The following is a 23,362-nucleotide window of genomic DNA, read 5'->3' on the forward strand; positions in this document are numbered from 1 at the left end:
CCGCGCGGAGCTCATCAGGTGAACCTCAGCTCCGCACCGCCCCCGGCGGGGACGATGTCGAACACGATCTCGCTGCCGGTCCACTCGGCCGGGTCCGAGACAAAGGACAGCAGGCTGTCCGTGACCTGCCAGACCACGCGGCTGCCCGGCGTCAACTCGGTCACGCGCTGACGGCTGTAGTGCTGCGGGGGATGCCGGTAGGTGAACTCGGCGCCCACCTCGTCGGTACGTCCCTCGACCTCGCCCGTCCACCAGGCATGAACGTCCAGGACGGCCGCGTAGACCTCCTCCGGCGACTGCTCGACCGTGTACGAGGTGGTGTAGCCGCGTTCGGTGCGCGGCGCCTGCGTCGTCATCGCTGATCCGTTCCCGTCTCTCGATCCGCAGTGCCGCGCTGGATCCGCTCGGCGATCCGCTTGATCCGCTGCAGCCGGGCGTCCCAGGTGGTGCCGACCGCGGTCAACTGGGCGACCGCGCGGGCGAGTTGCGCCTCGTCCACCTCGTAGCGGCGCTCGCGCCCGGCCGGCGTCACGTGCACCAGTCCGACGCGGTCGAGCACGCCGAGGTGCTTGGCGACCGCCTGCCGGGTGACCGGGAGCCGCTCGCTCAGCGTGGTCGCGGTGCCGCCCCCGTCGCTCAGCAGCAGATCGAGCATCCGGCGGCGGGTCGGATCACCGACCGCGGACCAGAGGTCGTCGTCGATCACGGCCGCACGACCAGGCTGTTGGCGCGCGCGACGAGACGCGGCAGGAAGTGGTCCCAGCCCTGGACGTGATCGGCGTAGGCCTGCTCCAGCACGGCCGCCTCCCAGCCACGCTCGCGGAACCCGGTCTCCTTGAAGCGCAGCAGCGTCCCGTCGCCGGACGGCACGAGGTCGATCGTGACGAGCAGCGAGTTGCCCGGCGCCGCCGGCACGCCCCGGTCGTGCACCCAGCGGAACGCGAACCGGCGCGGCGGGTCGGCCTCGACGACGGTGAGGTGTTCGACCTTCGCGTCCGGCGAGGCCGGATCGCCGAAGGTGATCGTGCCGGTGGCGCCGGGCACGGGGTCGAGCTCGGCCTCGTCGGGCCACCACTCGCGCAGGTGCTCGGGAGAGCTGACCACCTCGTAGACCACCTCGGGGGTGGCGTCGATGCGCAGCTCGCGTTCGATGCTTCCGTGCTCCATGCGGTCCTCCTCAAAGTGCAACCATCGGTTGCACTTCAAGTTAACCGGCTGACCCGGCTTGCGCAACCTTCAGTTGCACGAGCTGCCGAGGATCAGGCGAAGGAGCGGTGCCCACTGGTGGGCCGTGAGCGGGAGTTCGACGGAGGGAGCCTTGCTGTCGCGGATGCCGACACCACGGCCCACCTCGACGCAGTTGCCGTCGCTGCCGCTGTAACTACTCTTCCGCCACCTGCTCATGCTGGAACTCCTCACCGATGATGTCGGTGACCAGCTTCCTGGTTTGCGACTCGTCCAACGCCGCCCGTCCGAGTGACGTCAACGCGGTGTCGTAGAGACCGACCGAAGGCTGATCTTCAAGAAAGACGTTAGCCCCCTCGCTCTCCACATAGACGATCGGCGGGATCTTCTTGAACTTCAACAGATCGAAGTCACCCGCGAGCCCGGCGTGCGGCCCGAACGCGGTGGGAATCACCCGAATCGTCAGGTACGGCCGCACCGAAAGTCGCAGCAGGTGGTGGTACTGCTCTGCCATGACCTCCGGGCTTCCGACCGGCAGTCGTAGCGCCTGCTCGTGCATGTAGATCGTGACGGTTCGATAGCCGTCGAGAACGGCGTTCTGACGCGAGATTCGATTGCTGATCACCGTGGGCCGCTCGTCGGCGGACAGCTTGGTCGAAGCGTGCACCACGTAGGGGATGTAGTTGGGAGCCTGCAGCAGGCCGTGCACGACGTTCATGGACCATCCGGTGATGTCCGAGGCGATCTTCTCGTGTTCGCGCAGTGTGCGCGCTCGGTCCGTGACGCCGGACTTGGCGGGCTGCAACCAATCCCGCTGGTGCGTCTCGCGGTGCAGTGCCATCAGGTGGTCGAACTCGTCGGGCGGCGTGCGCAACAGCCCCAGCAGCTTGGCCAGGTCGACGTCGCTGACGCCTTCCTTGCCGTTGACCAGTTCCGAGACTTTGGCTTCCTGCCAGCCCAGCAACTCGGCGGCGGCGCGGTTCGTCAGGTCGGCCGCCCGCAGCAGCGCTCGTATGGCGTCGCCGAACTCGCGGCCGCGCACCGTTGATCTCCGCAAAGGCATGCAGGGACGGTAGAGGTGGTGTTCCGTTTGGCTCCACCCATTCGCCGCAGGTCAACCTGAAAGCATGCTGTTTGGCGGTCTTCCAAACCCCGGGACGTGGTTGGGTGGGCGCATGATCGACGTTCTCGGAGACGGGTCCACGCCGCGGCTCGTCGTGTTCGACCTCGACGGGACCCTGTACCCGAAGGAGGCGTACGCGGAGCAGGTGCTCTCGGTGATAGGCCGGATGTTCGTGGAGCTGCGGGGCGCCTCCGTGGCGCACGCGAACGCGAAGGTGGCCGAGCTGCGGGAGGCCATGCGGACGAACTGGGCCGGTACGTCGACGACGTCGTTCGTGCGGGCCAACGGGTTCGACGTCGCGCAGTGGCTGGAGTACCGCGAGACGCATCTGTCCATCGCGGACGGTCTGGCGCGCGACGAGGGCGTGGTCCGGGAGCTCGGCAGGCTGCGCGAGGTGGTGCCGATCGTGTTGCTCACCAACAACACGAGGGGCTCCATGACGGCGATCCTGGACAAGGTCGGCCTCGGGGTCGCGGACTTCACCGAGGTGTTCACCTCCGAGGACTCGCGTGACACGCCCAAGCCCGATCCGGGCGCGTTCCGGGTGGTGCTGCAGCGGTGCGGGGTGCCGGCGGCGGGGACGTGGAGCGTCGGGGACCGGGTGGACATCGACATCGAACCGCTGCGGCGGCTCGGAGGCTCCGGCATCGCCGTCGACGGGCCCGCTGATCTGGGCGCGGCCGTCGACCACCTCATCGGGCTGGTGCGTCGGGGGTGATGGTGCCGTCCGGCTCGACACGGAAGCCGGGGAGGTCGAGCACGGCCTTGTGGTTCGTGAGCTTGGCGCCGAGGAACCAGCGCGTGTCGCGGGAGCGGACTCCGCCGAAGAGGACGTCGTCCTCGAAGGTCACGCCGGTGAACCGGCTCGTGCCGCGGAAGTCGGCGTCGACGAACCTGGCGACCCCGGCGAAGCGGGCGTCGGTGAAGCGGGCGGTGCCGATGAAGACGGCCTTCTCGCAGTTGAGGCCGCCGGTGAACACGCAGCCGCGGGCGTTGAAGTCGACCAGTACCGCGCGGCTGAGGTCCAGCGTGACGCCCCAGAACTCCGGTTCGCGCAGGTGGGTGGTGAGGATCGTGCCCGCGGAACGGCGGACGTGCAGTTCCTGCTGTGTCTCGAGGTCCTCGTCGCCCTCGGCGAACGGCATGCGCAGGTAGGCGCTGATCACGTCCGTCACGACCTGGCGCTGGTGCGGGTTCTCCTGGGCGAGACGTTCCAGCGCGTAGAGGCCGGCGATGCGGACCTGGGCCAGCGGTGAGCCCAGATGCTCGGTGCCCTTGACGTAGAGGTCGGTCAGGCGGCGTTCGTCGGCGTCGCGGGCGGTGACGACGGCGACGACCTCCTGGTGCCACTGCCGTCGCACCGCCAGGAACAGCACGATGCTGCCACCGCCGGCCAGTCCGACGGTGAACCCGGTCTTGATCGCCTCCAGCCGGCGTCCGGGGTCGCTGCCCGCCTCGAAGAGCAGCCAGGCCAGCACGGCCGAGGTCAGCACGACGACCACCGCCGCGCACACCACGATCACCCATCGGCGGAGCGGCCGTAACGCCATCTGGTGCTGCCTGATGCTCATGGAACTTGATTTTGGCCCGCCGCTGGTTTGCTCAGTCGTGCTAATTTTTGCTCATGCGAGCAAAGTCCGTGACCGAGCAGGCCCGGCGGGCGCAGATCGTGGCGGCGGCGATCGCCACGATCGCGGAGCTGGACTACGCGGAGACGTCGTTCAAGGCCATCGCGGCGCGTGCCGGGCTGAGCAGCACGGGGCTGATCTCGTACCACTTCAGGAACAAGCAGGAGCTCGTCGACGTGGTGTTCGCGGACATCTTGGAGCGCTTCCAAGAGTTCGTGCACGCGCGGATGGGCCAGGGCGGCGCTCGCGAGGAGCTGCGGGCGTTCCTGGTCGCCAACATCGCGTTCCTGCGCGAGCACCGCGCGGACATGGTGGCGTTCCTGCGGATCAGGGCCCACGCGGCGGTGACGGACGGGGGCATCGCCGACTCCGATCACGTGGCGCTCGCCGGTCTGTTGAGACAGGGGCAGCAGGCCGGCGAGTTCCGCGTGTTCGACCCGGACGTGATGGCGGTGTTCATCCTCGCGATGCGCAACGGCGTCGTGCTGCGGTCCGGGTCACTCGATCTCGACGTCTGCGAACGGGAGTTGGTCGCGGCCGTCGATCTAGTGGTGTGACCCGGCCCGTTGGCGAGGTAATGCACGCTCAGCAGGGCACCACGATGCACCCGTCTGACCGCGCATTCCCCGGCAACGTTCCGGGCCACACCACTAGCCACCGGAGGTTGATCATCGTGCGTCGGGGCACGTTGCTGGTCGCCGCAGTGCTGCTGGTCAGCGCATGCGGGAAGGGGGAAGCCATGCCGTCGGACGTGGTCACGACCGACACCGGGCAGGTCAAGGGGGAACAGCGCGACGGGCACCTGCGGTTCCAGGGCGTCCCGTACGCGGGCGCGCAGCGGTGGAAGCCACCGGTGCGCGCCGCGGCGTGGAGCGGAGTGCGGGAGGCCTTCGAGCCCGGCAGCCCGTGCCCGCAGGTCGGGTCCGGTTACTCGGAGACGAAGAGCACGAACGAGGACTGCCTGTTCGCCAACGTCACGACACCGTCGGTCACCGGCCGCAAGCCGGTGCTGGTGTGGGTGCACGGCGACGGCGCGATCGGGGCCGGGCACTACTTCGACGCGGAACGCCTTGCGCGGCAAGGGGATGTCGTCGTGGTGACGTTCAACTACCGGATGGGGGTGTTCGGCGGGTTCGGGCTGCCCGGACTCGAGCACTCCGGTGAGTTCGGGCTGCTGGACCAACGCGCGGCGTTGGAGTGGGTCCAACGCAACATCTCCGCTTTCGGCGGAGATCCGGGCAACGTGACGTTGTTCGGGGTGTCGTTCGGCGCGACCGCTGTCGGCGCGCACCTGATCGGGCAGCGGCCGCTGTTCCACAAGGCGATCATGCACAGCTCGTTCACGCTGGTCGACGTGCCTCGCGGTGCCTGGTTCCCGGATCTGGAGGCGTTGCCGTCGCTCGCGTGGCGGCCGGTGCCGGAGATCCAGGAGATCGGCTCGATGATCAGCACCGAACTGGGCTGCGCGGACGTCGAGTGCCTGCGAAAGCTGCCGGCGGAGAAGCTGCTGGGCTACCCGCAGATCATGAACATCTTCCAGCCCGTCGGCTACGGCGGCTCGGTGCTGCCACGGCTGCCGGGCGACTCGCTGGAGGCGGGCGAGTTCGCGAACGTGCCCATGCTCGTGGGTGCGACCCGCGACGAGCACAACAGCTTCGTCGGGCTGTTCCGGCCGGACCCGATGTCCACTGAGGACTACTCACGGCTGGTGCGGGAGGCGTTCCCCGATCGCGCGGCCGAGATCGAACGCGAGTACCCGGCCGGCGCGTTCGCGTCGCCGAAGCAGGCGTGGGCGACGGTGCTGACGGATCGCGTGTGGGCGCGTGCGACGTTCCGGCAGAACACGCTGTACGCGAAGAAGGCGCCCGTCTACGCGTTCGAGTTCGCTGACCGCAACGCGGCCACGAATCCGGAGTTCCCCAAGGAACTGCACGGCGCGAACCACTCGTCGGACATCGACTACCTGTTCCCTGACGAGGACTTCACGAAGGACCGCGGCCTGTCCGACCACATGATCAGGACGTGGACGGACTTCGCCCGCACCGGGACGCCAGGGTGGCCGCGGTTCTCGGAGGGGCAGTACGTGCAGTCACTGGCTCCGGGCGCGATCGGGCGTGTCGACTACGCCGCCGAGCACAGGCTGGCGTTCTGGCGCTAGCGATCCGGTTCGGGCGGCTTCTCCCCCGTCCGCACGAGCCCGGAGCCGAGGTGGCTACCCTGGATCACGTGCCCGGCACCCGCAGCTCGCGAACCCGCGCGTATCTCGCGCGGGTTTTCGCCGTGCTCGCGCTGGTCGCCGGGATCGCGATGATGCAGGGCACGCCGTGCGAGACGGAGTTCGCCTGGACCGCGCAGTGCCCGACGTCGAGCACCCACGCGGTCGCCCACTCCGACCTGACCGACGACGGCGGGCTGGTCGAGGGCCTCCTGGTCGCCGGTGCCTGCCTGGTGGTGGCGCTCGCCGTGCTGATCGGGTTCGCCGTGTTGCGGCGGTCCGGCTCGTTCCACGTACTGGTGGTGCGCCTGCCTGCCGTTCTGTCTCCCCCGTCACGCCGGCTGGAAGTGCGGCTGACGCAGCTCTGCGTACTGCGCGCGTAGACCGAACCCGTTCCGCGGGTCCGTCTTCCTTCGCCACACGTGGAGTTCTCCCATGTCCAAGAACGCTCGTCTGTCCCTGATCATCGTCGCCGTCGTGGCGGTCGTGGTCGCCGGCTTCTTCCTGTTCAACCGCAACGACACCACCGCGGCACCCCAGTCCGCCGACGGCAGGGTGACCGTCGTCGAGTACCTCGACCTCTCGTGCCCTGCCTGCGCCGCCACCTATCCCGGTGTGGAGAAGCTGCGGGCCGAGTACGGCGACCGTGTGACGTTCGACGTGCGGCACTTCCCGATTCCCAGCCACCGCCACTCCGAACTGGCCGCCGTCGCGGTCGAGGCCGCTGGCGCGCAGGGCAAGCGGGACGACATGTTCCGGCTGATGTTCGACGCGCAGCAGGAGTGGGCCGGGCAGCAGACGTCGCAGCGCGCGGCGTTCACCGGCTTCGCCCAGCAGCTCGGCCTCGACCAGGCCGCGTTCGACCAGGCGCTGGACGACCCGGCGCTGCGCGACCGCGTGCTCGCCCAGCGCGCCGAGGGCAGCAAGGCCGGCGTCACCGGCACGCCGACGTTCTTCGTCAACGGCACCAAGTTCAAGGGCACGCCCTCCTACGACGGCCTGAAGGCCGCGATCGACAAGGCGCTTTCGTGAACCGGATCGTCGCCTGGGTCCTCGCGGCCGGCGGGTTCGTCGGGCTGGTCGCGTCGTTCGTGCTGACGCTCGAGAAGATCGCGCTGCTCAAGGACCCGTTCTACGTGCCGACGTGCAGCATCAACCCGGTGCTGAGCTGCGGCTCGATCATGAAGACCGCCCAGGCCGAGCTGTTCGGGTTCCCCAACCCGTTGCTCGGCATCGCGGGCTTCGCGGTGGTGACGACCCTGGGCGTGCTGCTGCTGGCCGGGGTGTCACTGCCGTCGTGGGTGTGGATCGGGCTGCAGGTCGGCGTCACGTTCGGCGTGCTGTTCGTGCACTGGCTGATCGTCCAGTCGCTGTACGAGATCGGCGCGCTGTGCCCGTACTGCATGGTCGTGTGGGCCGTGATGATCCCGATCTTCTGGTACACGACGCTGCGCAACATCCGGCCTGGGTTCCAGTTCCACAGCGTGGTGCTGATCCTGTGGTACCTGGTGATCGTGGCCGGTGTGCTGCAGGCGTTCTGGTTCTACTGGTCATCACTCGTCTAGCGCCGGCGGTCCCAGCCTGGCGTTCGCGGAGAACGTCAGGCTGGGACCGAGCCGCGCGCGCAGCCCGTCGATCCCGGTGAAGTGGTGCCCGCGCATCCCGGCCAGCTCCGCGGCCCGCACGTTCTCCAGCCGGTCGTCCACGAACAGGATGTCGTCGTCGCCCAGCGCGTCGCGGCACCATTCGAAGGCCGCGCGGTCCGGCTTGGCGTGGCCGATCCGGCAGGAGAACGCGCGCACCTCGAACAGGTCGAGCCACGCGTAGGTGCGTTCGAAGTGCTGGGCGTGGTCCTCGGGGATGTTGGACAGCAACGCGATGCGCCGGCCCGCGTTGTGCAGTTCGTGCAGCAGCGCGACCATCTCGTAGTCGACACGGTTCCAGCTGGCCACGTCCTTCTCGACCAGCGGCGGGTGGCCCACGAGGGCCCAGTACTCGCTCGCCGTCACGTCGCCGCGGTCGTAGGCGGGGCGGTGGGCCCAGTAGGCGTCCCAGAACTCCGGCGCGGTGCTCATCGTGGCCATGACCTCGGGTGACTGGTCGCGGGCGATCACGCCGAACATGTCGAACAGCACGATCATGCCGTCACCACCGCGACGCCGGCGGCGGCCAGGCCCTCGGCGCTCTCCGCGTCGGTGACCACGGCGTCCAAAGAGGACACGGCTGCCACGTGGGCCAGGGCGGTGCGGGTGAGTTTCGAGGCGTCCACGGCGGCGATGACGCGGCGGGCCGAGGTGATGGCGGCTCGTTTCACCGCGGCGTCCTCCAGGTCGAAGGCGGTCAGGCCGTGTTCGGCGGAGAGGCCGCAGCAGCCGATGACGGCGGTGTCGAAGCGCAGCGACTGCAGCGAGGCCAGGGTCAGCGGGCCGGTGAGTGCCAGCTCGCCAGGGCGTGGGCGGCCGCCGGGGACGAGCAACGTCAGAGTCGAAGAAGAAGACAGGGCGTTCACGGCGTGCAGGGACAACGGCATGACGGTCAGGCGTCGGTCGTGCAGCAGGCGGGCCACTTCGAGGCACGTGGTGCCGCTGTCCAGGACGACCGACTCGCCGTCCGCGATCAGGGCGGCCACAGCGGCGGCGATGCGGCGTTTGGCGGCCGTGTTGTCGTCCGAGCGCAGCGCGAACGGGGGTTCGGAACCGCGCAGGAGCAGGCTCCTGGCGCCGCCGCGGTAGCGTTCGAGGACGCCCTGAGCTGCGAGGATCTCCAGGTCGCGGCGGATGGTCATCTCGGAGGCGCCGGTCAATGACGCCAGGTCCGCCACACCGAGCGAGCCGGCGTCGCGGACCGCCTCGGTGATCTGCTTCAGTCGGGACACGATCGTGATTGAACAACAGTGATGTTCGAAACTCAACCTTTCGAACACGCGAATCGTTCGTTAGCGTGAGGCAAGTGAACGCTCTCAAGGCCGCGCGGGTCGCCACCTTCACGTACTTCGCCCTCAACGGGTTCCTGCTCGGGCTGTGGCTCGTGCACATCCCGACGGTCGAGGACCGCACGGGCATCAACCACGCCGAGCTCGGCCGGTTGCTGCTCCTGCTCGGGCTGGGCGCGTTCGTCGGGATGCGGCTCGGCGGCAAGTTCACCGACCGCGTGGGCGTGAAGCTGGTCGTGCCGCTCGCCGGTGTCGTGTGCAGCGTGACGGCGTTCTTGCCCGGTGCGGCGGTCAACCAGTGGACGCTCGGTGCGGCGCTGCTCATCTTCGGCATCGGCAACGGGCTGATCGACGTCAGCATGAACGCGCACGCCGTGGTGGTGGAGAGGCACTACCAGCGTCCGGTGATGTCGGCGTTCCACGCGACGTGGTCGCTCGGCGGTGTGGCGGCCGCACTGACCGGTGCGCGCACGCTGAGCTGGGAGCTCTCCCCCGCCACGACGCTGGGCGCCGCGGCCGTGCTCGGCGTCGTCGTCAGCCTCGTGACCGCCCGGTTCCTGCTCGACGAGAAGGAGTCGCAGCACGCCACCGAGCAGACCGGCAAGCGCAAGGCTCCCCGCCGGATCTGGATCATGGCGGTGCTCGCCCTGCTGGTGATGCTGAGCGAGGGTGCCGCGAACGACTGGAGCGTGCTGCACCTGCGCGACGTCCTCGACGCGTCCCCGCAGATCGCGGCGCTCGCCTACGGCGCGTTCGCCACGACGATGACCATCGGGCGGCTGCTCGCGGACCGGGTCTCCGCGAAGACCGGGCCGATGGCGGTGCTGCGCTGGGGCTCGGTGATCGGTGCCGCCGGCATCGCGACGGCCGCGCTCTCACCGTGGATCTGGCTGGCGCTGGTGGGCTGGGCGATCGCCGGGATCGGCCTGTCGGGCACGGTGCCGCAGCTGTTCAGCGCGGCCGGGCACGCCGAACCGGGTGCCGCCGGCGCGAACGTGTCGCGGGTCGCGGGGCTGGGCTACCTCGGTGTGCTGGCCGGACCGGCGGTGATCGGCTGGCTGACCCACGTCGTGCCGCTCAACATCGCGTTCCTGCTTCCGGTGGCGCTGTGCCTGGTCGCGGCGCTGTCCGCGGGCGTGTTGCGCGCCGAATCCGCCGAGGAGAAGGTCTCGGCGTAAGAATTGCGAGCATGGATCTCGCCACTCTGGATCTCACCACCGCACACCTCGCCGACGCGTGCATCCGGTCGGACATCCCGGTCCGCACCGTCTCCCTGACACCGGTCATCCCCGGCGCGAAGACCGGCGGCCGCGTGCTGCCCGCCCGGCACGCGGGCAGCGTCGACGTCTTCCTGGAGGCCATCGAACGCAGCGAGCCCGGCGACGTGCTGGTCGTCGACAACGACGGCCGCACGGACGAGGCCTGCGTGGGCGACCTGATCGTGCTCGAAGCGCGGAAGGCAGGGCTCGCGGGCGTCGTCATCTGGGGTCTGCACCGCGACACCCAGGACATCAGGGCGATCGGGCTGCCGGTGTTCAGCCTCGGCGCGAACCCGACGGGGCCGCTGAGCCTGCGTGACCGTGCGCCCGAGGCTCTCTCGACGGCCGAGATCGGCCCGTGGACCGTGACGTCCGACGACATCGTGTGCGGTGACGACGACGGCGTGCTGTTCGTGCCGGCGTCCGACGCCGGTGCGCTCATCGAGAAGGCGCGCGGCATCCGCGACGTCGAACGAGCGCAGGCGGAGCGCGTGCGGCAGGGTGAGTCCCTGCGCGGCCAGCTGCGGTTCAGCGAGTACCTGGAGAGCGGGCTGACGTTCCGCGAACACCTGCGCAAGATCGGCGGCGCCGTTGAGGAGTGAGGCCATGACATCGATTTCGGCCAGATACCGGGCTCGTGCGGACGCCTTCGAGGCGAAGGTGGCCCACGTGAAATCCGACGCGTGGGACAACCCCTCACCGTGTGCGCAGTGGACGGCACTTGAGGTCGTGGACCACGTCATCGACATGCACGGCGTGATGCTCGGCCATCCGATCCCACGCACCGAGGACCCGCTCACGGACTTCCGCGAGGCCCGTCGCCAGGTCCAGGAAGCATTGGACTCCGACCGCGCCCACAGCGAGGTCTCCACGCCCGCCGGCCCGATGACGCTGGAGGACCACGTCGACCAGGTCGTCAGCGACGACCTGGTGCTGCACGGCTGGGACCTCGCCCGCGCCACCGGCCAGGACGAGACGATCCCGGCGGCCGACGTGGAACGCCTCTGGGCAACGGCGACGTCGGTGCCCGCCGAGCTGATGGAACGCTTCCGCACACCCGGCGCGTTCGGTCCCGGCATCGAGGTCTACGGCGCCGAGATCCGGGTGCCGCAGGACGCTCCTCTGCAGGACAGGCTGCTCGGGTATGTGGGCCGGGACCCCATGTCGAAAAGTCCCTGAGCACTTCGACGGCTGCGTGAAGGACAGCCGCTGAGAGGAATGACATGGACTGGACCCTGGAAGTCATCGTCGTACCGGTGTCGGACGTCGACCGCTCGAAGCGCTTCTACGAGGAGCAGCTCGGTTTCAAGGTCGACCACGACACGACGTTCAGCGAGGACACGCGCGTCCTGCAGCTCACCCCGCCGGGCTCCGGCTGCTCGATCGTCATGGGCAAGGGCATCGCCAAGGGCGAGCCGGGGACGTTGAAGGGTGTACAACTCGTCGTGTCGGACCTGGAGAAGGCCCGCGCGCAGCTCGTCGAGCGCGGGGTCGAGGTCGGCGAGATCGTGCGCATGAACGAGGCGGACGGCGGGTCGTTCATCTTCTTCGACGACCCGGACGGCAACAGCTGGGCCGTGCAGGAGATCAAGGCCCGCGCTACCGGTGGGGAGTGGAAGTGAAGTACATGCTGGTCAGCTACGGCGGCAGCCAGGAGGACTGGGAGGGCGTCGCCGCCTGGTCCGACGAGGACATGCATCGCATGATCGCCTACATGCGCGACCTGGACGCCGAGCTGCGCGCGTCGGGTGAGCTGCTGCAGTCCGAGGGTCTGAGCGGTCCGGCGCGGGCGTTCGTGGTGCGGGGCAGCGACGACGGGCCGGTCGTGGTCGACGGTCCGTTCGCGGAGTCCAAGGAGGTCATCGCCGGGTACTGGGTGGTCGACGTCGCCAGTGAGGAACGGCTGCTGGAGATCGCCCGCAAGGCCTCGGCGTGCCCTGGGCCGGGCGGGAAGCTGCTGAACCAGCCGATCGAGGTGCACCCGATCATGGGCGCGCCCGACGTGGACCAGGAAACGCTGGCGCCGTACCGGAAGTAGCGGTGAGGGGCCGGCGCGAACCGGCCCCTCACGCGGTCACCTCAGGTCGTACGCGCGGATGATCGTCTGCTGGACGTCACCGCCCGCGTCCGCCGCCCGGGCCTTGAACGACACGTTCTTGGCCCCGTGCGGGTGGATCAGCGTGACCTGCCAGCCCGCCCGCGTCTTGCGCAGCGGCACCGGCTTCCACGTCCTGCCCTCGTCGTAGGACACCTGCACCGCCGGGTCCTTGATGTCGGTGACGGTGCCCGTTCCGTTGCGCTGCACCGTGATCGGCACGGTGACGACGCGTCCGGCGCGGTTGTTCTCGTCCAGCGCGGGTGCGAACCGGACGGCCAGCAACGGCACCGGCTGGTACTCCTCGCCGGGGACGTTCTCCGAGTAGAACGACCAGTCGGCGCTGACCTGCGACGAGAACGAGTCGCGGGCCGCCTCGGTGTGGACGGTGTAGCGCTTCCTCTCCGCCGGCACGTTCGGGAGGTAGGCATAGCCGGGTTCGGGCTGGTCGGAGATGACCTTGCCGTCCAGCGTGACGGTGGTGCGGCCGGTGCTCGGGGAGGAGTAGCCGTACATGCCCTGCGCGCTGTGCACGGGCAGGTCGAGGCGCAGCAGGTTGCCCACGCGTCCGGCGAAGCGCACGGTTCCTGGCGCGTGCGGCACGCCGGGGCCGTAGACGGCGCTGTTCCAGTGCTCGGTGGTGGTGCGGCCGAGCTTGAACACGCGGGGTGTGACCGAGAACTGCGAGCCGAGCGGTGGCCACTCGCCGAGCTTCGTGAACTCCGTCAGCGAACCGGACCACTCGACGCCCGGCGTGTAGTACTCCTTGAGCCGCAACGGCAGCGGGCCGGAAGCGCCGTTGTCGCGCTGGCCGATCGAGCCCGGCACGCGGGCGTGCGTGACGGAGTTGACGCGGGCCAGTTCGCGGTCCTTCACGGAACGCTGGAGGTTCGCCGGCACGCGGGTCTTCTCGCTGATCCGCACGTGGTACTGGTACGGGCTGCCGTCGAACTTGCCGCCCGCGTCCGGCTTGGCGAGCACGGACTCGGCGTAGAAGTCGAACTTCGGCCACGACGTCGTCGACGGGCGGACGCGGACCGAGTCGAAGTTGCCGAGGTGCCAGGTTCCGCCGGTCGCGCCCCAGTTGGCCTGCATCAGGAAGCCGAGGCCCGCGGACGCCGACTTGGCTTCCTTCTGCTCGACGGAGATCACCGGCTGGATGCCCTGCCGGGCGTCGAACACGATCTCGGTGTCGCCGGTGACGTCGAGCGCCGGTTCGGTCAGCGTGGTGATCAGGCCGCCCTTGGCCGGGTCGGGGTCACGCGTGCTGATCGTGCCGTCGAGGAAGAATTTGCCCTTGGGCAGGCGCTGCACGAGCGTGCCGGACGGGTCGTGGCGGAAGTGCGCCTGCGCCTGGTCGACGTTGACGAACCGGTAGTCGTAGTACTGCGTCGCCGCGCCGTTGTGGTCGAGGAACGTGAGCTTCACGTCGTAGCTCTCGACCTCCTTCACGACGCCGATGGGCACCCGCACGCCGTCGGAGGACAGCACCACCGCGCCGTAGACACCGTCCGCGACGGCGGCCTTGGTGTCGGCGGTGACCGTGGCGTCGGCCGTGCCACCGGCCGGGATGGTGAGCTTCGCCGGCGAGACGCTGAACAGGCCCGCTCCGGCGGGTTTCACCTCGGCGACGCTGAGGTCGATCGTCACGTCGGACGTGCCGTTGTTGCGGTAGGTCAGCTTCTGCGTGATGGGCTTGTCGTCGTCGTGCGGCCACTGCGCGGTGCCCAGCGAGAAGCTGCCATGGTTCGTGGAGACCCCGGCGGACACGGCACGGCCGACGTCGAGACGTCCGGCGCCCTGGTCGTAGATGCTCAGCAACGGGTTGGGATTGGCGCTGTTCATCAGCGCGGCCTTGATGTCCCCGGCCTTCCACGCCGGGTTCTTGGCCGCGAGGATCGCCGCGGCGCCCGCCACGTGCGGGGTGGCCATCGACGTGCCGGACAACGCGACGTGCCCGTCGCCGACCGGCGTGCCGATCTGGCCGTTCCTGGCCTTCGCGGCCACGATGCCGACGCCCGGCGCGGTGATGTCGGGCTTGACGGCGTTGTTCACCCAGCGCGGGCCGCGCGAGGAGAACTCGGCGAGGGTGTCGTCCCGGTTCACGGCGCCGACGGTGAGGGCCGCGTCGGCGGACGCGGGCGAGCCGATGGTGCCGCCGGAGTTGCCCGCGGCGACGACGAACAGCGCGCCGGTCTGCTCGGTGATGCGGTTGAGCGCGAGCGACATCGGGTCGGTGCCCTCGTCGGGCCACGAGCTGCCGAGGCTCATGTTGACGACCTTGGCCAAGGCCCCGGCCCACTCCATGCCGGCGATGATGTCGCTTTCCCGGCCGCCGCCGTAGTCGCCGAGCACCTTGCCGTTGATGATCTTCGCGTCGGGCGCGATGCCCTTGTACCTGCCGTCGCCGGTGACGGTGGACGCGACGTGCGTGCCGTGGCCGACCCGGTCGTCGGTGGTGTCGCTGTCGGAGAAGTTCTTCGACTCCACGACGGCGCCCGCGAGGTCCGGGTGGGTCTCGTCGACGCCGGTGTCGAGGATGGCGACGGTGACGTCCTTGCCGGTGAAGCCCTTCTCCCACGCCTGGGGCGCGCCGACCTGCGCGGCGCTGCGGTCCAGTGACGCGGTGACCTTGCCGTCGAGCCAGATCCTGCCGGTGCCCGCCGCCCGGGCACCGGCCCAGAACGAGCCGTCCTTGCCGACCGTGATCGCGTGCGCGCCGATGCTCGGCAACGACTCGGCGTTCGCCGCGCTGATCGGCTGCCCCTGCACGATCAGCGGAATCGTCTTGCTCGCCGCGTCGTCGTAGCCGGATCTGGCGAGCAGCGAGACGTCGAACAGCCGCTCGTCCAGCTCGCCGGAGTTGAGCCCCGCCTGGGCGTCGAGCGGGACGACGTGCAGGTCGCCGCGCGGGTCCGTGAACGAGCGGAACCCGACGTTCTCCCTGCCCTGTGCGGCTCTGGCGTGGACCTTGCCGTTGTTGACGGTGATCTCGTCACCGGTGACGAGCGTGACCTTCGTGGTCAGCCCGCCGGCCCGCACCTGCTGCTCCTGCGGTGCCGCTGAAACGGGAACGGCTGCCGTGGCGGCAACCACGACAGCCGTCAGCCCTGCGGCGATGTGTGATCGTTTCAACGCGAACTCCCCTAGTTCACTGAAGAAGGAATAGCCCTCAGTGACTAAGACACTTCGTACGGTGGCCGAGTTGCGGTCTGGATCACATCACTTGTTCACAGAGTTGTCTGGATTGCCCGTTCGACCGCTGCCTCCACGTGCAGGCGGGTCGTCGGGAACACCGGAAGTGGCACGTCAGCCTGGGTGATCAGCAGCTCGATCTCGGTGCAGCCGAGGATGACGCCTTCCGCCCCTTCGAAGCGTGCGATCACGTCTTGATAGGCGCGGCGGGACTCCTCGCGGACGACGCCGACGCAGAGCTCGTCGTAGATGATCCGGTGCACGGTCGCGCGGTCCTCGGCCGAGGGCAGCAGGACTTTCAGGCCGTGCGACTCCAGGCGTTCGCGGTAGAACGGCTGGTCCATGGTGAAGCCGGTGCCGAGCAGACCGACCGTCGTCAGGCCGGCGCGCTTGATCGCCCGCGCCGTCGTGTCGCCGAGGTGGATCACCGGGATGTCGACGGCGGCCTGGACCTGGTCGAACACCTTGTGCATGGTGTTGGTGCAGATCAGCAGGAAGTCAGCGCCTCCTGCCTGCACGTGTGCGGCGGCTTCGGCGAGCGCCTTGCCCGCGTCGTCCCACCGGCCCTCGACCTGCATGCGTTCGATCTCGGCGAAGTCGACGGAGTGCAGCACGATCTTCGCCGAGTGCAGCCCGCCGAGCCGTTGCCGCACGAGCACGTTCGCGAGCCGGTAGTACTCCGCGCTGCTCTCCCAGCTCATCCCGCCCAGCATCCCGATCGTCAGCATGGCGCCAAGTCAAGCACTCCAGCGCGGGTCACGGCCGGTGGTGGCCAGCAGCTGCTCGAACGGCGACGCGTCGGCCGGTGCCTCGGCGGGTTCCTTGAAGACCTTCCACTCGACGGCCATCGGTCCCATCCGGGCCACGAGGCCGGCGACCTCGGCGAACACCTCGGGGTCTGGCTCGAAGCGCTGGCCGGTGGCCTGGGCGAGGTCGGAGGCGTGGACGGTGAGGTCGAGCAGCGCCAGCCCGCCGACCGTCTGCGCGGGCATCTGCATGCTGCCCGAGATGCCCTCGGTCGCGCCGGGCTGAGCCCAGGCGTCGACGAGCTTCGCGGACTCGGCCGGATACTGGGTGCGCCAGTCCGGGTAGGACGGGGTGTGGCTGAAGTCGGCGTCCTGCTTCGCGGCGAGCTTCTGGAACTCCACGATGACGTGCAGGAGGTGGTCGAGCAGGGCGCGGACGTCGTAGTCGGCACACGGGGTGGGCTTGGCCAGGTCGTCGTCGGTGATGTTCGCGATGACGGGCAGTGCGTGGTCGCGGGCTCGGTCGAGCAGAACGCTGAGCTTCATGGAGTTGACGTTAGAACCGCGTGGTTCACCGCTCTTGAAGAAACGCGCCAACCTAGGATTCGCGGTGTGCAGGGGCCGCGTCGTGACACTCGGGGGATCGTGGACGCCCGCGAGTTGTTCGCCCGCGTGCGGTTCCGCCGTCGCATGCCCTGCGTGGAGTTGCGGCCGTATCTGGAGCACTACTGGCTGATCGACGGACAGCTCGACGCCCCGTACACCACGCACGTCGTGCCGCACCCGTCCGTGAACATCGTCTTCGAGCGTGGATTCGCCCAGCCGGAGATCGCGGGCGTGGGGCTGGGGTTGTTCAGCCGGGTGCTCGACGGGCGGATCCGGGTGGCGGGCGTGCAGTTCCGGCCCGGTGGGTTCCGGCCGTTCCGCGCCGAGCCGGTGTCGGAGTGGACCGGGCGGCACGTGCGCCTCGACGTCCCGTCGTCGCTGGTGCTGGACGTCGAGGACGAGGACGCGCGGGTGGCCGCGCTCGACGCGTTCCTGCTGGGGCTCGGACCCGTGGCCGATGCCCAGGCGACGCTGGCGATGGAGCTGGTCCAACGGATCCGGGACGACCGGGAGATCCGGCGGGTGGCGGACTTCGCGCGGGACTGCGGCGTGGCGGTGCGGACGATGCAACGGCTGTTCGCGGACTACGTCGGGGTGAGCCCGAAGTGGGTCATCCTGCGGTACCGCATCCACGAGGCACTGGAACGGGCCGAGGCGGACGTCGAGTGGGCACATCTGGCCGCCGACCTCGGCTACAGCGACCAGGCCCACCTCGTCCGGGACTTCACGCAGACCGTCAGTGTCTCGCCCACGGCGTATGCGCGGGCACTCACGTGAGGTACTCGCACAGTTCGATGAGGATGCCTTCGGGGCCGCAGACGTAGCAGGTCCTGACGACGTCCTTGTACGTCTCGATGTTCTTGACCAGCTTCGCGCCGTGCGGTTCGAGGCGGGCGAGGGTGTCGTCGAGGTCGTCGATGGTGAAGGCGATGTGCCGCAGGCCCAGGGCGTGGATCGGCGCGCGGGAGCCGCCGTCGATGCTGCGCGGGGCGTGGAACTGGCTGAACTCGATCCGGTACCGGCCGTCCGGGGTCTTCATCATGGCGATGTCGCTGTTCGAGCCTTCGAGTCCGATGACGCCGTCGACGAACGCGCCCTCCATGTGGGCCTTGCCTTCGAGCTCCATGCCGAGCTCCTCGAAGAACGCGACGGCGGCCGCGAGATCGGTGACGGTCATTCCGACGTGGTGCATGCTCTTGATGCTCATGCCTCAGGGACGGAGCCGCCGCCGGGTTCTCGACGCCGGAAGTGGTCCAACTTCAAGAGCGATTTGTGGCTCTGTCAACTGGACCGGTTGCACGGCAGAGTTCACCGCATGAGCCTCGCCTTCCTGATCACGACGTTGATCGCGGTCGCCACTCCCGGCACCGGTGTGCTGTACACGCTGTCCGCCGGTCTCGCGCACGGGCGCAAGGCGAGCGTGATCGCCGCGCTCGGCTGCACGCTGGGGATCGTGCCGCACGTGCTGGCGACGGTGACGGGGCTGGCGGCGTTGCTGCACGCGAGCGCGCTGGCGTTCGAGATCGTGAAGTACCTGGGTGTCGCGTACCTCGTCTACCTGGCGTGGTCGACGTTGCGCGACAGGAGCGAACTGGTCGTGGACACCGCGGCGGCACCGGCGTCGGCGCGCAAGGTCGTCGTGTCGGCGGTGCTGATCAACCTGCTCAACCCGAAGCTGACGATCTTCTTCGTGGCGTTCCTGCCGCAGTTCGCGACCGGGTTCGGGCAGATGGTGACGCTGAGCGCGGTGTTCATGGCGCTGACGTTCGTGGTGTTCGCCGTCTACGGGGTGTTCGCGGCGTCGATGCGCGACCGGGTACTGGCGCGGCCGCGGGTGATGGTGTGGCTGCGGCGGTTCTTCGCCGCCTCGTTCGCCGCGCTGGGCCTGAAGCTCGCCCTGACCTAACAGGCGGCGGCGCGTTGCAGCAACAGGGTCCGTTCGCGTTCGTTGCGGGTGAGCGCGGCCGCCTTCTCGAACTCGGCCTTGGCCTCGGCGCCCCGCCCGAGCTTCATCAGGAAGTCGCCGCGCACACTGGGCAGCAGGTGGTAGCCCTGCAACGCCTTCTCGCCCGCGATCTCGTCGACCAGCGCGAGACCGGCGGCGGGCCCGAAGGCCATCGACAACGCCACGGCGCGGTTGAGTTCGACGATCGGGGACGGTGAGATGCTCGCGAGCACCTGGTAGAGGGTGGCGATGCGCTGCCAGTCGGTGTCCTCCGCCTTGCGCGCGCGACCGTGACACGCGGCGAGGGCGGCCTGTACGTAGTAGGGGCCGGGCGGCTGGTTGAGGGCTTCGGCGCGTTCGAGGGCCTTGAGGCCGCGGCCGATGAGCAGCCAGTCCCAGCGGCCCCGGTCCTGGTCGAGCAGCAGCACGGGTTCGCCGCCGGGGCCGGTGCGGGCCTTGGTGCGGGAGGCCTGGATCTCCATCAGCGCGACCAGGCCGTGGACCTCGGCCTCCTTGGGCGCGAGTTCGGCGAGCACGCGGCCGAGCCTGAGGGCTTCGGCGCACAGTTCCGGGCGCAGCCAGTCGTCGCCCTGGGTGGCGGAGTAGCCCTCGTTGAAGATCAGGTAGATGACCTCCAGGACGCTGGCGAGCCGGGTGGCGAGTTCGGGCCCTTCGGGCACCTCGAACGGCACCCCGGCGTCGGCCAGGGCCTTCTTCGCGCGCACGATGCGCTGGGCCACGGTCGAGTCGCTGACCAGGAACGCGCGGGCGATCTCCTCGGTCTTGAGGCCGCCCAGCATCTTCAGCGTGAGCGCGACGCGCGCCTCGGTGCCCAGGACCGGATGGCAGGCGGTGAAGATGAGACTCAGCAGGTCGTCGCCGATCTCGTCGTCGATGCCCTCGCTGGCGTCCGGCGTGGCCTCCTGGACGTCACGGCCGATCTCCTCGACCTTGCGGTTGAAGTTCTCGCGCCGGCGGATCTGGTCGATCGACCGCCGCTTGGCCGTGGTCATCAGCCACGCGCCGGGGTTGCGCGGCACGCCTTCCGCCGGCCACTGCTCCAAGGCCGCGACCAGCGCGTCCTGCGCCATCTCCTCGGCGAGCCCGACGTCACGGGTGTACCGGGCCAGCGCGGCGATGACCTTCGCCGACTCCATCCGCCAGACCGCGTCGATGGTGCGGTGCACCGAGGTAGCCCCCATGGGGGAATCACACCACAGCCACCTGACGTATTTCCACGACGCACGCCGGGAGGGCGATGCGCTTCATCCGCTCGACCGCTTCCTCCCGGTCGCGCACGTCGATCAGCCAGTACCCCGACACCCCGCACGCGTCCGGGACGAGGTCACCCGCGTCGAGCAGCACGCCCGCGCGCAGCAGCGCGTCCCCGTGCAGTGCCGTCAACGGGCTCGGGCTCCTGACCAACACCATGAACCGCACCGGGCCTCCTCGTTCGCCGTCTATTAGGACGTCGAACGAGGACGGGCCGAATCGACGCGGTGATCAGCCTCGGAAGTCCGCCGCGTGATCCCGCGCCCACTGCGCGAAACTCCGATACGGCCGGCCCATGACCTTCTCGTAGTCCGGCGACACGACGAACTCGTAATCGGTGAAGTCGTCGGGTTCCCCGCCCTCGTACCCGCCGATGCCGAGGATGTAGCGCGCGATCTCCTCGGGCAGGCCGACACTCACGTAGTAGGCGAGCGCCTCCTCCACGGTGACGTCGCGGAACGTCAACGAGCGGCCGATCGCGGCGCCGATGTCGCGTGCCATGTCCCGCTGGGTGAGCTGCGGCGGGCCGGACAGGTTGTAGGCCTCGCCCGCGTGGCCGTCCTCCTGCAGCACCTTGATCGCCACGTCGGCGATGTCGGCCTCGTGGATCGGCTGCCCGAACGCGTCCGGTTCGGGGTGCACGATCGTGCCGTCCGCGCGGATCGACGGGCCCCAGAGGTCGATCTTGTTGACCGCGAACTCGCCCGGCCGCAGGTGGGTCCAGTCGGCACCGGACGCCTCGACGGCCTGCTCGACCGGGAGGTGGTGGCCGGTGTCGTAGCCGTAGGTCACCGCGCCCGAGGACAGCGTGACGATCCGGCGCACGCCTGCCCGCACCGCGCGGTCGACCACCTCCTGCGCGGTCGGCGGGTGCACGAACAGGTAGAGCTTCTCCACGCCGTCGAACGGAATGCTGTCCGGGTCGTCGAGGTCTGCTTTCACCGTCTCCACGTGGGCCGGGAAGCCGGCCTTGGCCGGGTCGCGGGTGATCGCCCGCACGTGACCGCCGAGACCCCGCACCACCAACCGGCCGACGTTGCCCGTCGCGCCCGTGACCAGCGTTGTCATCGCATGCCCCCTTCGATGCCGTCCAGCAACCTGTCGAGCCCGTAGTTCCATGAGTGGTGCATGTTCTGCGCGAGGGTCCCCTCGGTGTCGTAGGCGCCGGCGTTCCACAGCGCCGTCATCGCCGGGTAGCGCTCGACGTCGAAGTAGTCGTCCCAGAACACCTGCCGCGCGCCCCACCACGAGTCGCCCGACTCGCCGGTCGACGCCGCGAGCTGTTGATCGTCCACTTCGGACGCCGCGGCGCCGTGCACGAAGCCCTCGACCGCGACGTGCGCGACGGTCACCTGCCTCGGTTCCAGCCCGGAGTCGGCGAGGGCGGCCAGCAGGAACTCCTGGCCGTCCATGAGTCCCGGCCCGAGCGGCGGCCGCACCATCGACACGTCCCGCATCCACGGATGTGCCTGGTAGACCGCACGCGTGCGGTCGGCGTAGTGCTTGACGCGCTCACGCCAGGTGCCCTCGGGCGTGAGTTCGCGTTCCTGCAGCACCGCGTCGGCCATGAGGTCGATCAACTCGGCCTTGCCGGGCACGTGCGTGTAGAGCGACATCGTGCCGACGCTCAGTTCCTGCGCGACGCGGGCCATCGACATCGCGCCGAGCCCCTCGCGGTCGGCCACCGCGATCGCCGCGGTGACGATCTGGTCGACGCTCACCTTGGGCTTCCTGCCGACCGGCTTCGGCTCCTGCGGCGTGCGCCAGAGCAGCGCGAGCGTCCTGGCCGGGTCTCCCCCGCCGCTGCGTTCGGCGGCCATCCGTCCACCCCATTTCCGTAGGCCATACGGAAACAATACCGTATGACGTACGGAAATGGGGTGGCTAGTTCACGTACCAGGTCACCTCGACCGTGTCGGCGGAGATCGTCTTCGGCTCCGCGCACACCTCGTGCGTGAACGCGACTCCGACTTCCCGGCACATCCGCTCCGGCGTCCGGGCCGTGTACCCCCGGGATTCGAGGTGCCCGCGCACGACGTCGGGCGCGCGGTCTCCGGTCATGGTCACCTCGCGCGAGCAGTTGCCGGAACCGCAGTAGCCGGGACCCTCGACCACCCGCAGCCCGGGCGGCCCTGGAAGCACACCCTCGTCACGGGGCTTGGCCTCCAGCTCGTCGAACAGGACGACCCCGGTGATGAAGAAGCCCACTCCGACCATCGCGAACAGCCACCCGGCACCGGCCAGGAGCCGGCGTTGGAAGGCCAGGCCGACGGCGCAGACGAACGCGGTGACCAGCGCGTAGAGCCAGAACCTCTCGACGTACGAGGGCACCCACGGCCCGGACCATCCCAGCTGACGCGGCAGCACGAACCACGCCAGCAAGGCCACCAGGGTCATCCCCACGACCAACCCGGTCCGCCAGGTGTGGGCGAGCACGCACCACAGCAGGATCGGGACCATTCCGAACAGGCTGATGCCCGACGCCACCACGCTCACCGACAGCCCCGCGACGAACGGCACGATCCGCCACCAGTGCGCCCCCCAAGTCGACATGCCGCCAGTAAAGCCGAAACGCCGCCCCGAAGATCGGGACGGCGTTTCTCTGTGGTGGGAGCGGGTCTTCTACGAGCGCAACGCGAGCGAGGCCAGCATCTCCTTGCCGCGTTCGGCGCTGCGCGGGTGGCTGAGCACGTCGTAGCGGCCGGCCACGAGCTGGGTGACCGAAGCGAAGTCGCGGCGGCCGCGCGTGGCGGCATACCGGGTGGCGGCGCTGGCCAGGCCGAAGACCGTACCGACGACGAGACCCGTGATGATCGGGGCGAGGGCGCCGCCGGTCGAGAACAGGCCCAGCAGCAGACCGACGAACAGACCGAACCAGGCACCGGACGCGGCGCCTCCGCCCAGGACGCGGCCCCAGGTCAGGCGACCGGTGACACGTTCGACGATCATCGGCTCGACGCCGACGATGGTGACGTCCGCGACCGGGAAGTCGTTGTCCGCCAGGTGGTCCACGGCTCGCTGTGCCTCTTCGTAGGTTCCGTAGGAACCGATGGGCCAGCCCGTGGGCGGGGTGGGCAGTGCGTTGGCGCGCGCGGAATTCGCTCCCGTGGCGAACGGAGTCGCGGTGGTCATTTCCAACACCTCCGAATTGCGATCCCTAC

Annotated in this window: 31 protein-coding genes; 13 read left to right on the top strand and 18 right to left on the bottom strand. The window is 69.4% G+C overall.

What is annotated here, in order from left to right; translation table 11 throughout:
- Positions 1 to 14: 14 nt before the first annotated feature.
- The 5 genes from BLR21_RS03955 to BLR21_RS03975 form a co-directional block, all read right to left on the bottom strand.
- Positions 15 to 356 carry an SRPBCC family protein gene (locus tag BLR21_RS03955; RefSeq protein WP_090004204.1) on the bottom strand — a complete coding sequence of 114 codons (342 nt, stop codon included), beginning with the start codon at positions 354 to 356 and terminating at the stop codon, positions 15 to 17.
- Positions 353 to 706, bottom strand: a complete 354-nt coding sequence (locus tag BLR21_RS03960) for an ArsR/SmtB family transcription factor (RefSeq protein ID WP_256334443.1) — start codon at positions 704 to 706, stop codon at positions 353 to 355. Before BLR21_RS03960 ends, BLR21_RS03955 begins: the two co-directional genes overlap by 4 nt.
- Positions 703 to 1,167, bottom strand: coding sequence for an SRPBCC family protein (locus BLR21_RS03965; RefSeq protein ID WP_090004205.1), 465 nt, complete (start codon positions 1,165 to 1,167; stop codon positions 703 to 705). The genes BLR21_RS03960 and BLR21_RS03965 overlap by 4 nt, the downstream gene beginning before the upstream one ends.
- 69 nt (positions 1,168 to 1,236) lie before the next feature.
- A complete protein-coding gene (locus tag BLR21_RS03970; RefSeq protein WP_090004206.1) occupies positions 1,237 to 1,404 on the bottom strand; it encodes a DUF397 domain-containing protein in 168 nt (55 codons plus the stop codon).
- Positions 1,382 to 2,248 carry a helix-turn-helix domain-containing protein gene (locus tag BLR21_RS03975; RefSeq protein ID WP_090004207.1) on the bottom strand — a complete coding sequence of 289 codons (867 nt, stop codon included), beginning with the start codon at positions 2,246 to 2,248 and terminating at the stop codon, positions 1,382 to 1,384. Before BLR21_RS03975 ends, BLR21_RS03970 begins: the two co-directional genes overlap by 23 nt.
- A 112-nt stretch (positions 2,249 to 2,360) precedes the next feature.
- Here BLR21_RS03975 and BLR21_RS03980 point away from each other — a divergent pair, with 112 nt between their 5' ends.
- A complete protein-coding gene (locus BLR21_RS03980) occupies positions 2,361 to 3,026 on the top strand; it encodes an HAD family hydrolase (protein ID WP_176929438.1) in 666 nt (221 codons plus the stop codon).
- Here the strand turns inward: BLR21_RS03980 and BLR21_RS03985 are convergent.
- On the bottom strand, positions 3,001 to 3,879 hold the full coding sequence (locus BLR21_RS03985) for a pentapeptide repeat-containing protein (RefSeq protein ID WP_090004209.1): 879 nt from the start codon (positions 3,877 to 3,879) through the stop codon (positions 3,001 to 3,003). The two genes, BLR21_RS03980 and BLR21_RS03985, sit on opposite strands and share 26 nt — an antisense overlap.
- Before the next feature lie 53 nt (positions 3,880 to 3,932).
- Here BLR21_RS03985 and BLR21_RS03990 point away from each other — a divergent pair, with 53 nt between their 5' ends.
- The 5 genes from BLR21_RS03990 to BLR21_RS04010 all read left to right on the top strand — a co-directional run bounded on the left by BLR21_RS03990 (position 3,933) and on the right by BLR21_RS04010 (position 7,716).
- Positions 3,933 to 4,493: a TetR/AcrR family transcriptional regulator gene (locus tag BLR21_RS03990; RefSeq protein WP_090004210.1), complete on the top strand. Its 561-nt coding sequence runs from the start codon at positions 3,933 to 3,935 to the stop codon at positions 4,491 to 4,493.
- Positions 4,494 to 4,609: 116 nt separating this feature from the next.
- Entirely contained in the window at positions 4,610 to 6,094 is a 1,485-nt protein-coding gene (locus BLR21_RS03995) for a carboxylesterase/lipase family protein (protein ID WP_090004513.1), read from the top strand.
- 50 nt (positions 6,095 to 6,144) lie between these two features.
- Positions 6,145 to 6,534 carry a hypothetical protein gene (locus BLR21_RS04000; RefSeq protein ID WP_143027590.1) on the top strand — a complete coding sequence of 130 codons (390 nt, stop codon included), beginning with the start codon at positions 6,145 to 6,147 and terminating at the stop codon, positions 6,532 to 6,534.
- 52 nt (positions 6,535 to 6,586) lie between these two features.
- A complete protein-coding gene (locus BLR21_RS04005) occupies positions 6,587 to 7,183 on the top strand; it encodes a DsbA family protein (RefSeq protein ID WP_090004212.1) in 597 nt (198 codons plus the stop codon).
- Positions 7,180 to 7,716, top strand: coding sequence for a vitamin K epoxide reductase family protein (locus BLR21_RS04010; protein WP_090004213.1), 537 nt, complete (start codon positions 7,180 to 7,182; stop codon positions 7,714 to 7,716). Before BLR21_RS04005 ends, BLR21_RS04010 begins: the two co-directional genes overlap by 4 nt.
- Here the strand turns inward: BLR21_RS04010 and BLR21_RS04015 are convergent.
- A complete protein-coding gene (locus tag BLR21_RS04015; RefSeq protein ID WP_090004214.1) occupies positions 7,705 to 8,292 on the bottom strand; it encodes an HAD family hydrolase in 588 nt (195 codons plus the stop codon). The genes BLR21_RS04010 and BLR21_RS04015 overlap by 12 nt on opposite strands.
- A complete protein-coding gene (locus BLR21_RS04020) occupies positions 8,289 to 9,026 on the bottom strand; it encodes a DeoR/GlpR family DNA-binding transcription regulator (protein ID WP_256334444.1) in 738 nt (245 codons plus the stop codon). Before BLR21_RS04020 ends, BLR21_RS04015 begins: the two co-directional genes overlap by 4 nt.
- A gap of 74 nt (positions 9,027 to 9,100) precedes the next feature.
- Here BLR21_RS04020 and BLR21_RS04025 point away from each other — a divergent pair, with 74 nt between their 5' ends.
- The 5 genes from BLR21_RS04025 to BLR21_RS04045 are packed head-to-tail and all read left to right on the top strand — an operon-like array spanning position 9,101 to position 12,380.
- Positions 9,101 to 10,261 (top strand): MFS transporter, encoded by a 1,161-nt coding sequence (locus BLR21_RS04025; RefSeq protein ID WP_090004215.1) that lies wholly within the window; start codon positions 9,101 to 9,103, stop codon positions 10,259 to 10,261.
- Between the two features lie 11 nt (positions 10,262 to 10,272).
- Entirely contained in the window at positions 10,273 to 10,944 is a 672-nt protein-coding gene (locus BLR21_RS04030; RefSeq protein WP_090004216.1) for an RraA family protein, read from the top strand.
- Between the two features lie 4 nt (positions 10,945 to 10,948).
- On the top strand, positions 10,949 to 11,521 hold the full coding sequence (locus BLR21_RS04035) for a TIGR03086 family metal-binding protein (protein ID WP_090004217.1): 573 nt from the start codon (positions 10,949 to 10,951) through the stop codon (positions 11,519 to 11,521).
- Between the two features lie 44 nt (positions 11,522 to 11,565).
- On the top strand, positions 11,566 to 11,964 hold the full coding sequence (locus BLR21_RS04040; RefSeq protein ID WP_090004218.1) for a VOC family protein: 399 nt from the start codon (positions 11,566 to 11,568) through the stop codon (positions 11,962 to 11,964).
- Between the two features lie 5 nt (positions 11,965 to 11,969).
- On the top strand, positions 11,970 to 12,380 hold the full coding sequence (locus BLR21_RS04045; RefSeq protein WP_218130756.1) for a YciI family protein: 411 nt from the start codon (positions 11,970 to 11,972) through the stop codon (positions 12,378 to 12,380).
- Positions 12,381 to 12,416: 36 nt separating this feature from the next.
- Here BLR21_RS04045 and BLR21_RS04050 read toward each other — a convergent pair whose 3' ends face one another.
- The 3 genes from BLR21_RS04050 to BLR21_RS04060 all read right to left on the bottom strand — a co-directional run bounded on the left by BLR21_RS04050 (position 12,417) and on the right by BLR21_RS04060 (position 16,924).
- Positions 12,417 to 15,572, bottom strand: a complete 3,156-nt coding sequence (locus BLR21_RS04050) for a S8 family serine peptidase (RefSeq protein WP_090004220.1) — start codon at positions 15,570 to 15,572, stop codon at positions 12,417 to 12,419.
- 95 nt (positions 15,573 to 15,667) lie between these two features.
- Positions 15,668 to 16,360 (bottom strand): aspartate/glutamate racemase family protein, encoded by a 693-nt coding sequence (locus tag BLR21_RS04055; protein ID WP_090004221.1) that lies wholly within the window; start codon positions 16,358 to 16,360, stop codon positions 15,668 to 15,670.
- A 9-nt stretch (positions 16,361 to 16,369) separates the two neighbouring features.
- On the bottom strand, positions 16,370 to 16,924 hold the full coding sequence (locus tag BLR21_RS04060; RefSeq protein WP_090004222.1) for a TIGR03086 family metal-binding protein: 555 nt from the start codon (positions 16,922 to 16,924) through the stop codon (positions 16,370 to 16,372).
- A 66-nt stretch (positions 16,925 to 16,990) separates the two neighbouring features.
- Here BLR21_RS04060 and BLR21_RS04065 point away from each other — a divergent pair, with 66 nt between their 5' ends.
- Positions 16,991 to 17,761, top strand: a complete 771-nt coding sequence (locus BLR21_RS04065) for a helix-turn-helix domain-containing protein (RefSeq protein ID WP_090004223.1) — start codon at positions 16,991 to 16,993, stop codon at positions 17,759 to 17,761.
- Here the strand turns inward: BLR21_RS04065 and BLR21_RS04070 are convergent.
- Positions 17,754 to 18,176: a VOC family protein gene (locus tag BLR21_RS04070; RefSeq protein WP_218130726.1), complete on the bottom strand. Its 423-nt coding sequence runs from the start codon at positions 18,174 to 18,176 to the stop codon at positions 17,754 to 17,756. The genes BLR21_RS04065 and BLR21_RS04070 overlap by 8 nt on opposite strands.
- A 123-nt stretch (positions 18,177 to 18,299) precedes the next feature.
- Here BLR21_RS04070 and BLR21_RS04075 point away from each other — a divergent pair, with 123 nt between their 5' ends.
- A complete protein-coding gene (locus BLR21_RS04075; RefSeq protein ID WP_090004225.1) occupies positions 18,300 to 18,890 on the top strand; it encodes a LysE family translocator in 591 nt (196 codons plus the stop codon).
- On the opposite strand, the gene BLR21_RS04080 is transcribed toward BLR21_RS04075, so the two are convergent.
- The 6 genes from BLR21_RS04080 to BLR21_RS04105 all read right to left on the bottom strand — a co-directional run bounded on the left by BLR21_RS04080 (position 18,887) and on the right by BLR21_RS04105 (position 23,333).
- Positions 18,887 to 20,131 carry an RNA polymerase sigma factor gene (locus BLR21_RS04080; protein WP_090004226.1) on the bottom strand — a complete coding sequence of 415 codons (1,245 nt, stop codon included), beginning with the start codon at positions 20,129 to 20,131 and terminating at the stop codon, positions 18,887 to 18,889. The two genes, BLR21_RS04075 and BLR21_RS04080, sit on opposite strands and share 4 nt — an antisense overlap.
- Positions 20,132 to 20,138: 7 nt before the next feature.
- On the bottom strand, positions 20,139 to 20,369 hold the full coding sequence (locus BLR21_RS04085) for a YciI family protein (RefSeq protein ID WP_030475193.1): 231 nt from the start codon (positions 20,367 to 20,369) through the stop codon (positions 20,139 to 20,141).
- A 63-nt stretch (positions 20,370 to 20,432) separates the two neighbouring features.
- Positions 20,433 to 21,269 (bottom strand): NAD(P)H-binding protein, encoded by an 837-nt coding sequence (locus BLR21_RS04090; protein ID WP_090004227.1) that lies wholly within the window; start codon positions 21,267 to 21,269, stop codon positions 20,433 to 20,435.
- Positions 21,266 to 22,021 carry a TetR/AcrR family transcriptional regulator gene (locus BLR21_RS04095; RefSeq protein WP_090004228.1) on the bottom strand — a complete coding sequence of 252 codons (756 nt, stop codon included), beginning with the start codon at positions 22,019 to 22,021 and terminating at the stop codon, positions 21,266 to 21,268. The genes BLR21_RS04090 and BLR21_RS04095 overlap by 4 nt, the downstream gene beginning before the upstream one ends.
- 64 nt (positions 22,022 to 22,085) lie before the next feature.
- Positions 22,086 to 22,754 (bottom strand): hypothetical protein, encoded by a 669-nt coding sequence (locus BLR21_RS04100; RefSeq protein ID WP_143027591.1) that lies wholly within the window; start codon positions 22,752 to 22,754, stop codon positions 22,086 to 22,088.
- A 69-nt stretch (positions 22,755 to 22,823) separates the two neighbouring features.
- Positions 22,824 to 23,333 (bottom strand): YflT domain-containing protein, encoded by a 510-nt coding sequence (locus tag BLR21_RS04105; protein WP_090004230.1) that lies wholly within the window; start codon positions 23,331 to 23,333, stop codon positions 22,824 to 22,826.
- Positions 23,334 to 23,362 lie beyond the last annotated feature (29 nt).

It is taken from the genome of Lentzea albidocapillata subsp. violacea (genome assembly GCF_900100275.1).
Taxonomy (GTDB): Bacteria; Actinomycetota; Actinomycetes; order Mycobacteriales; family Pseudonocardiaceae; genus Lentzea; species Lentzea violacea.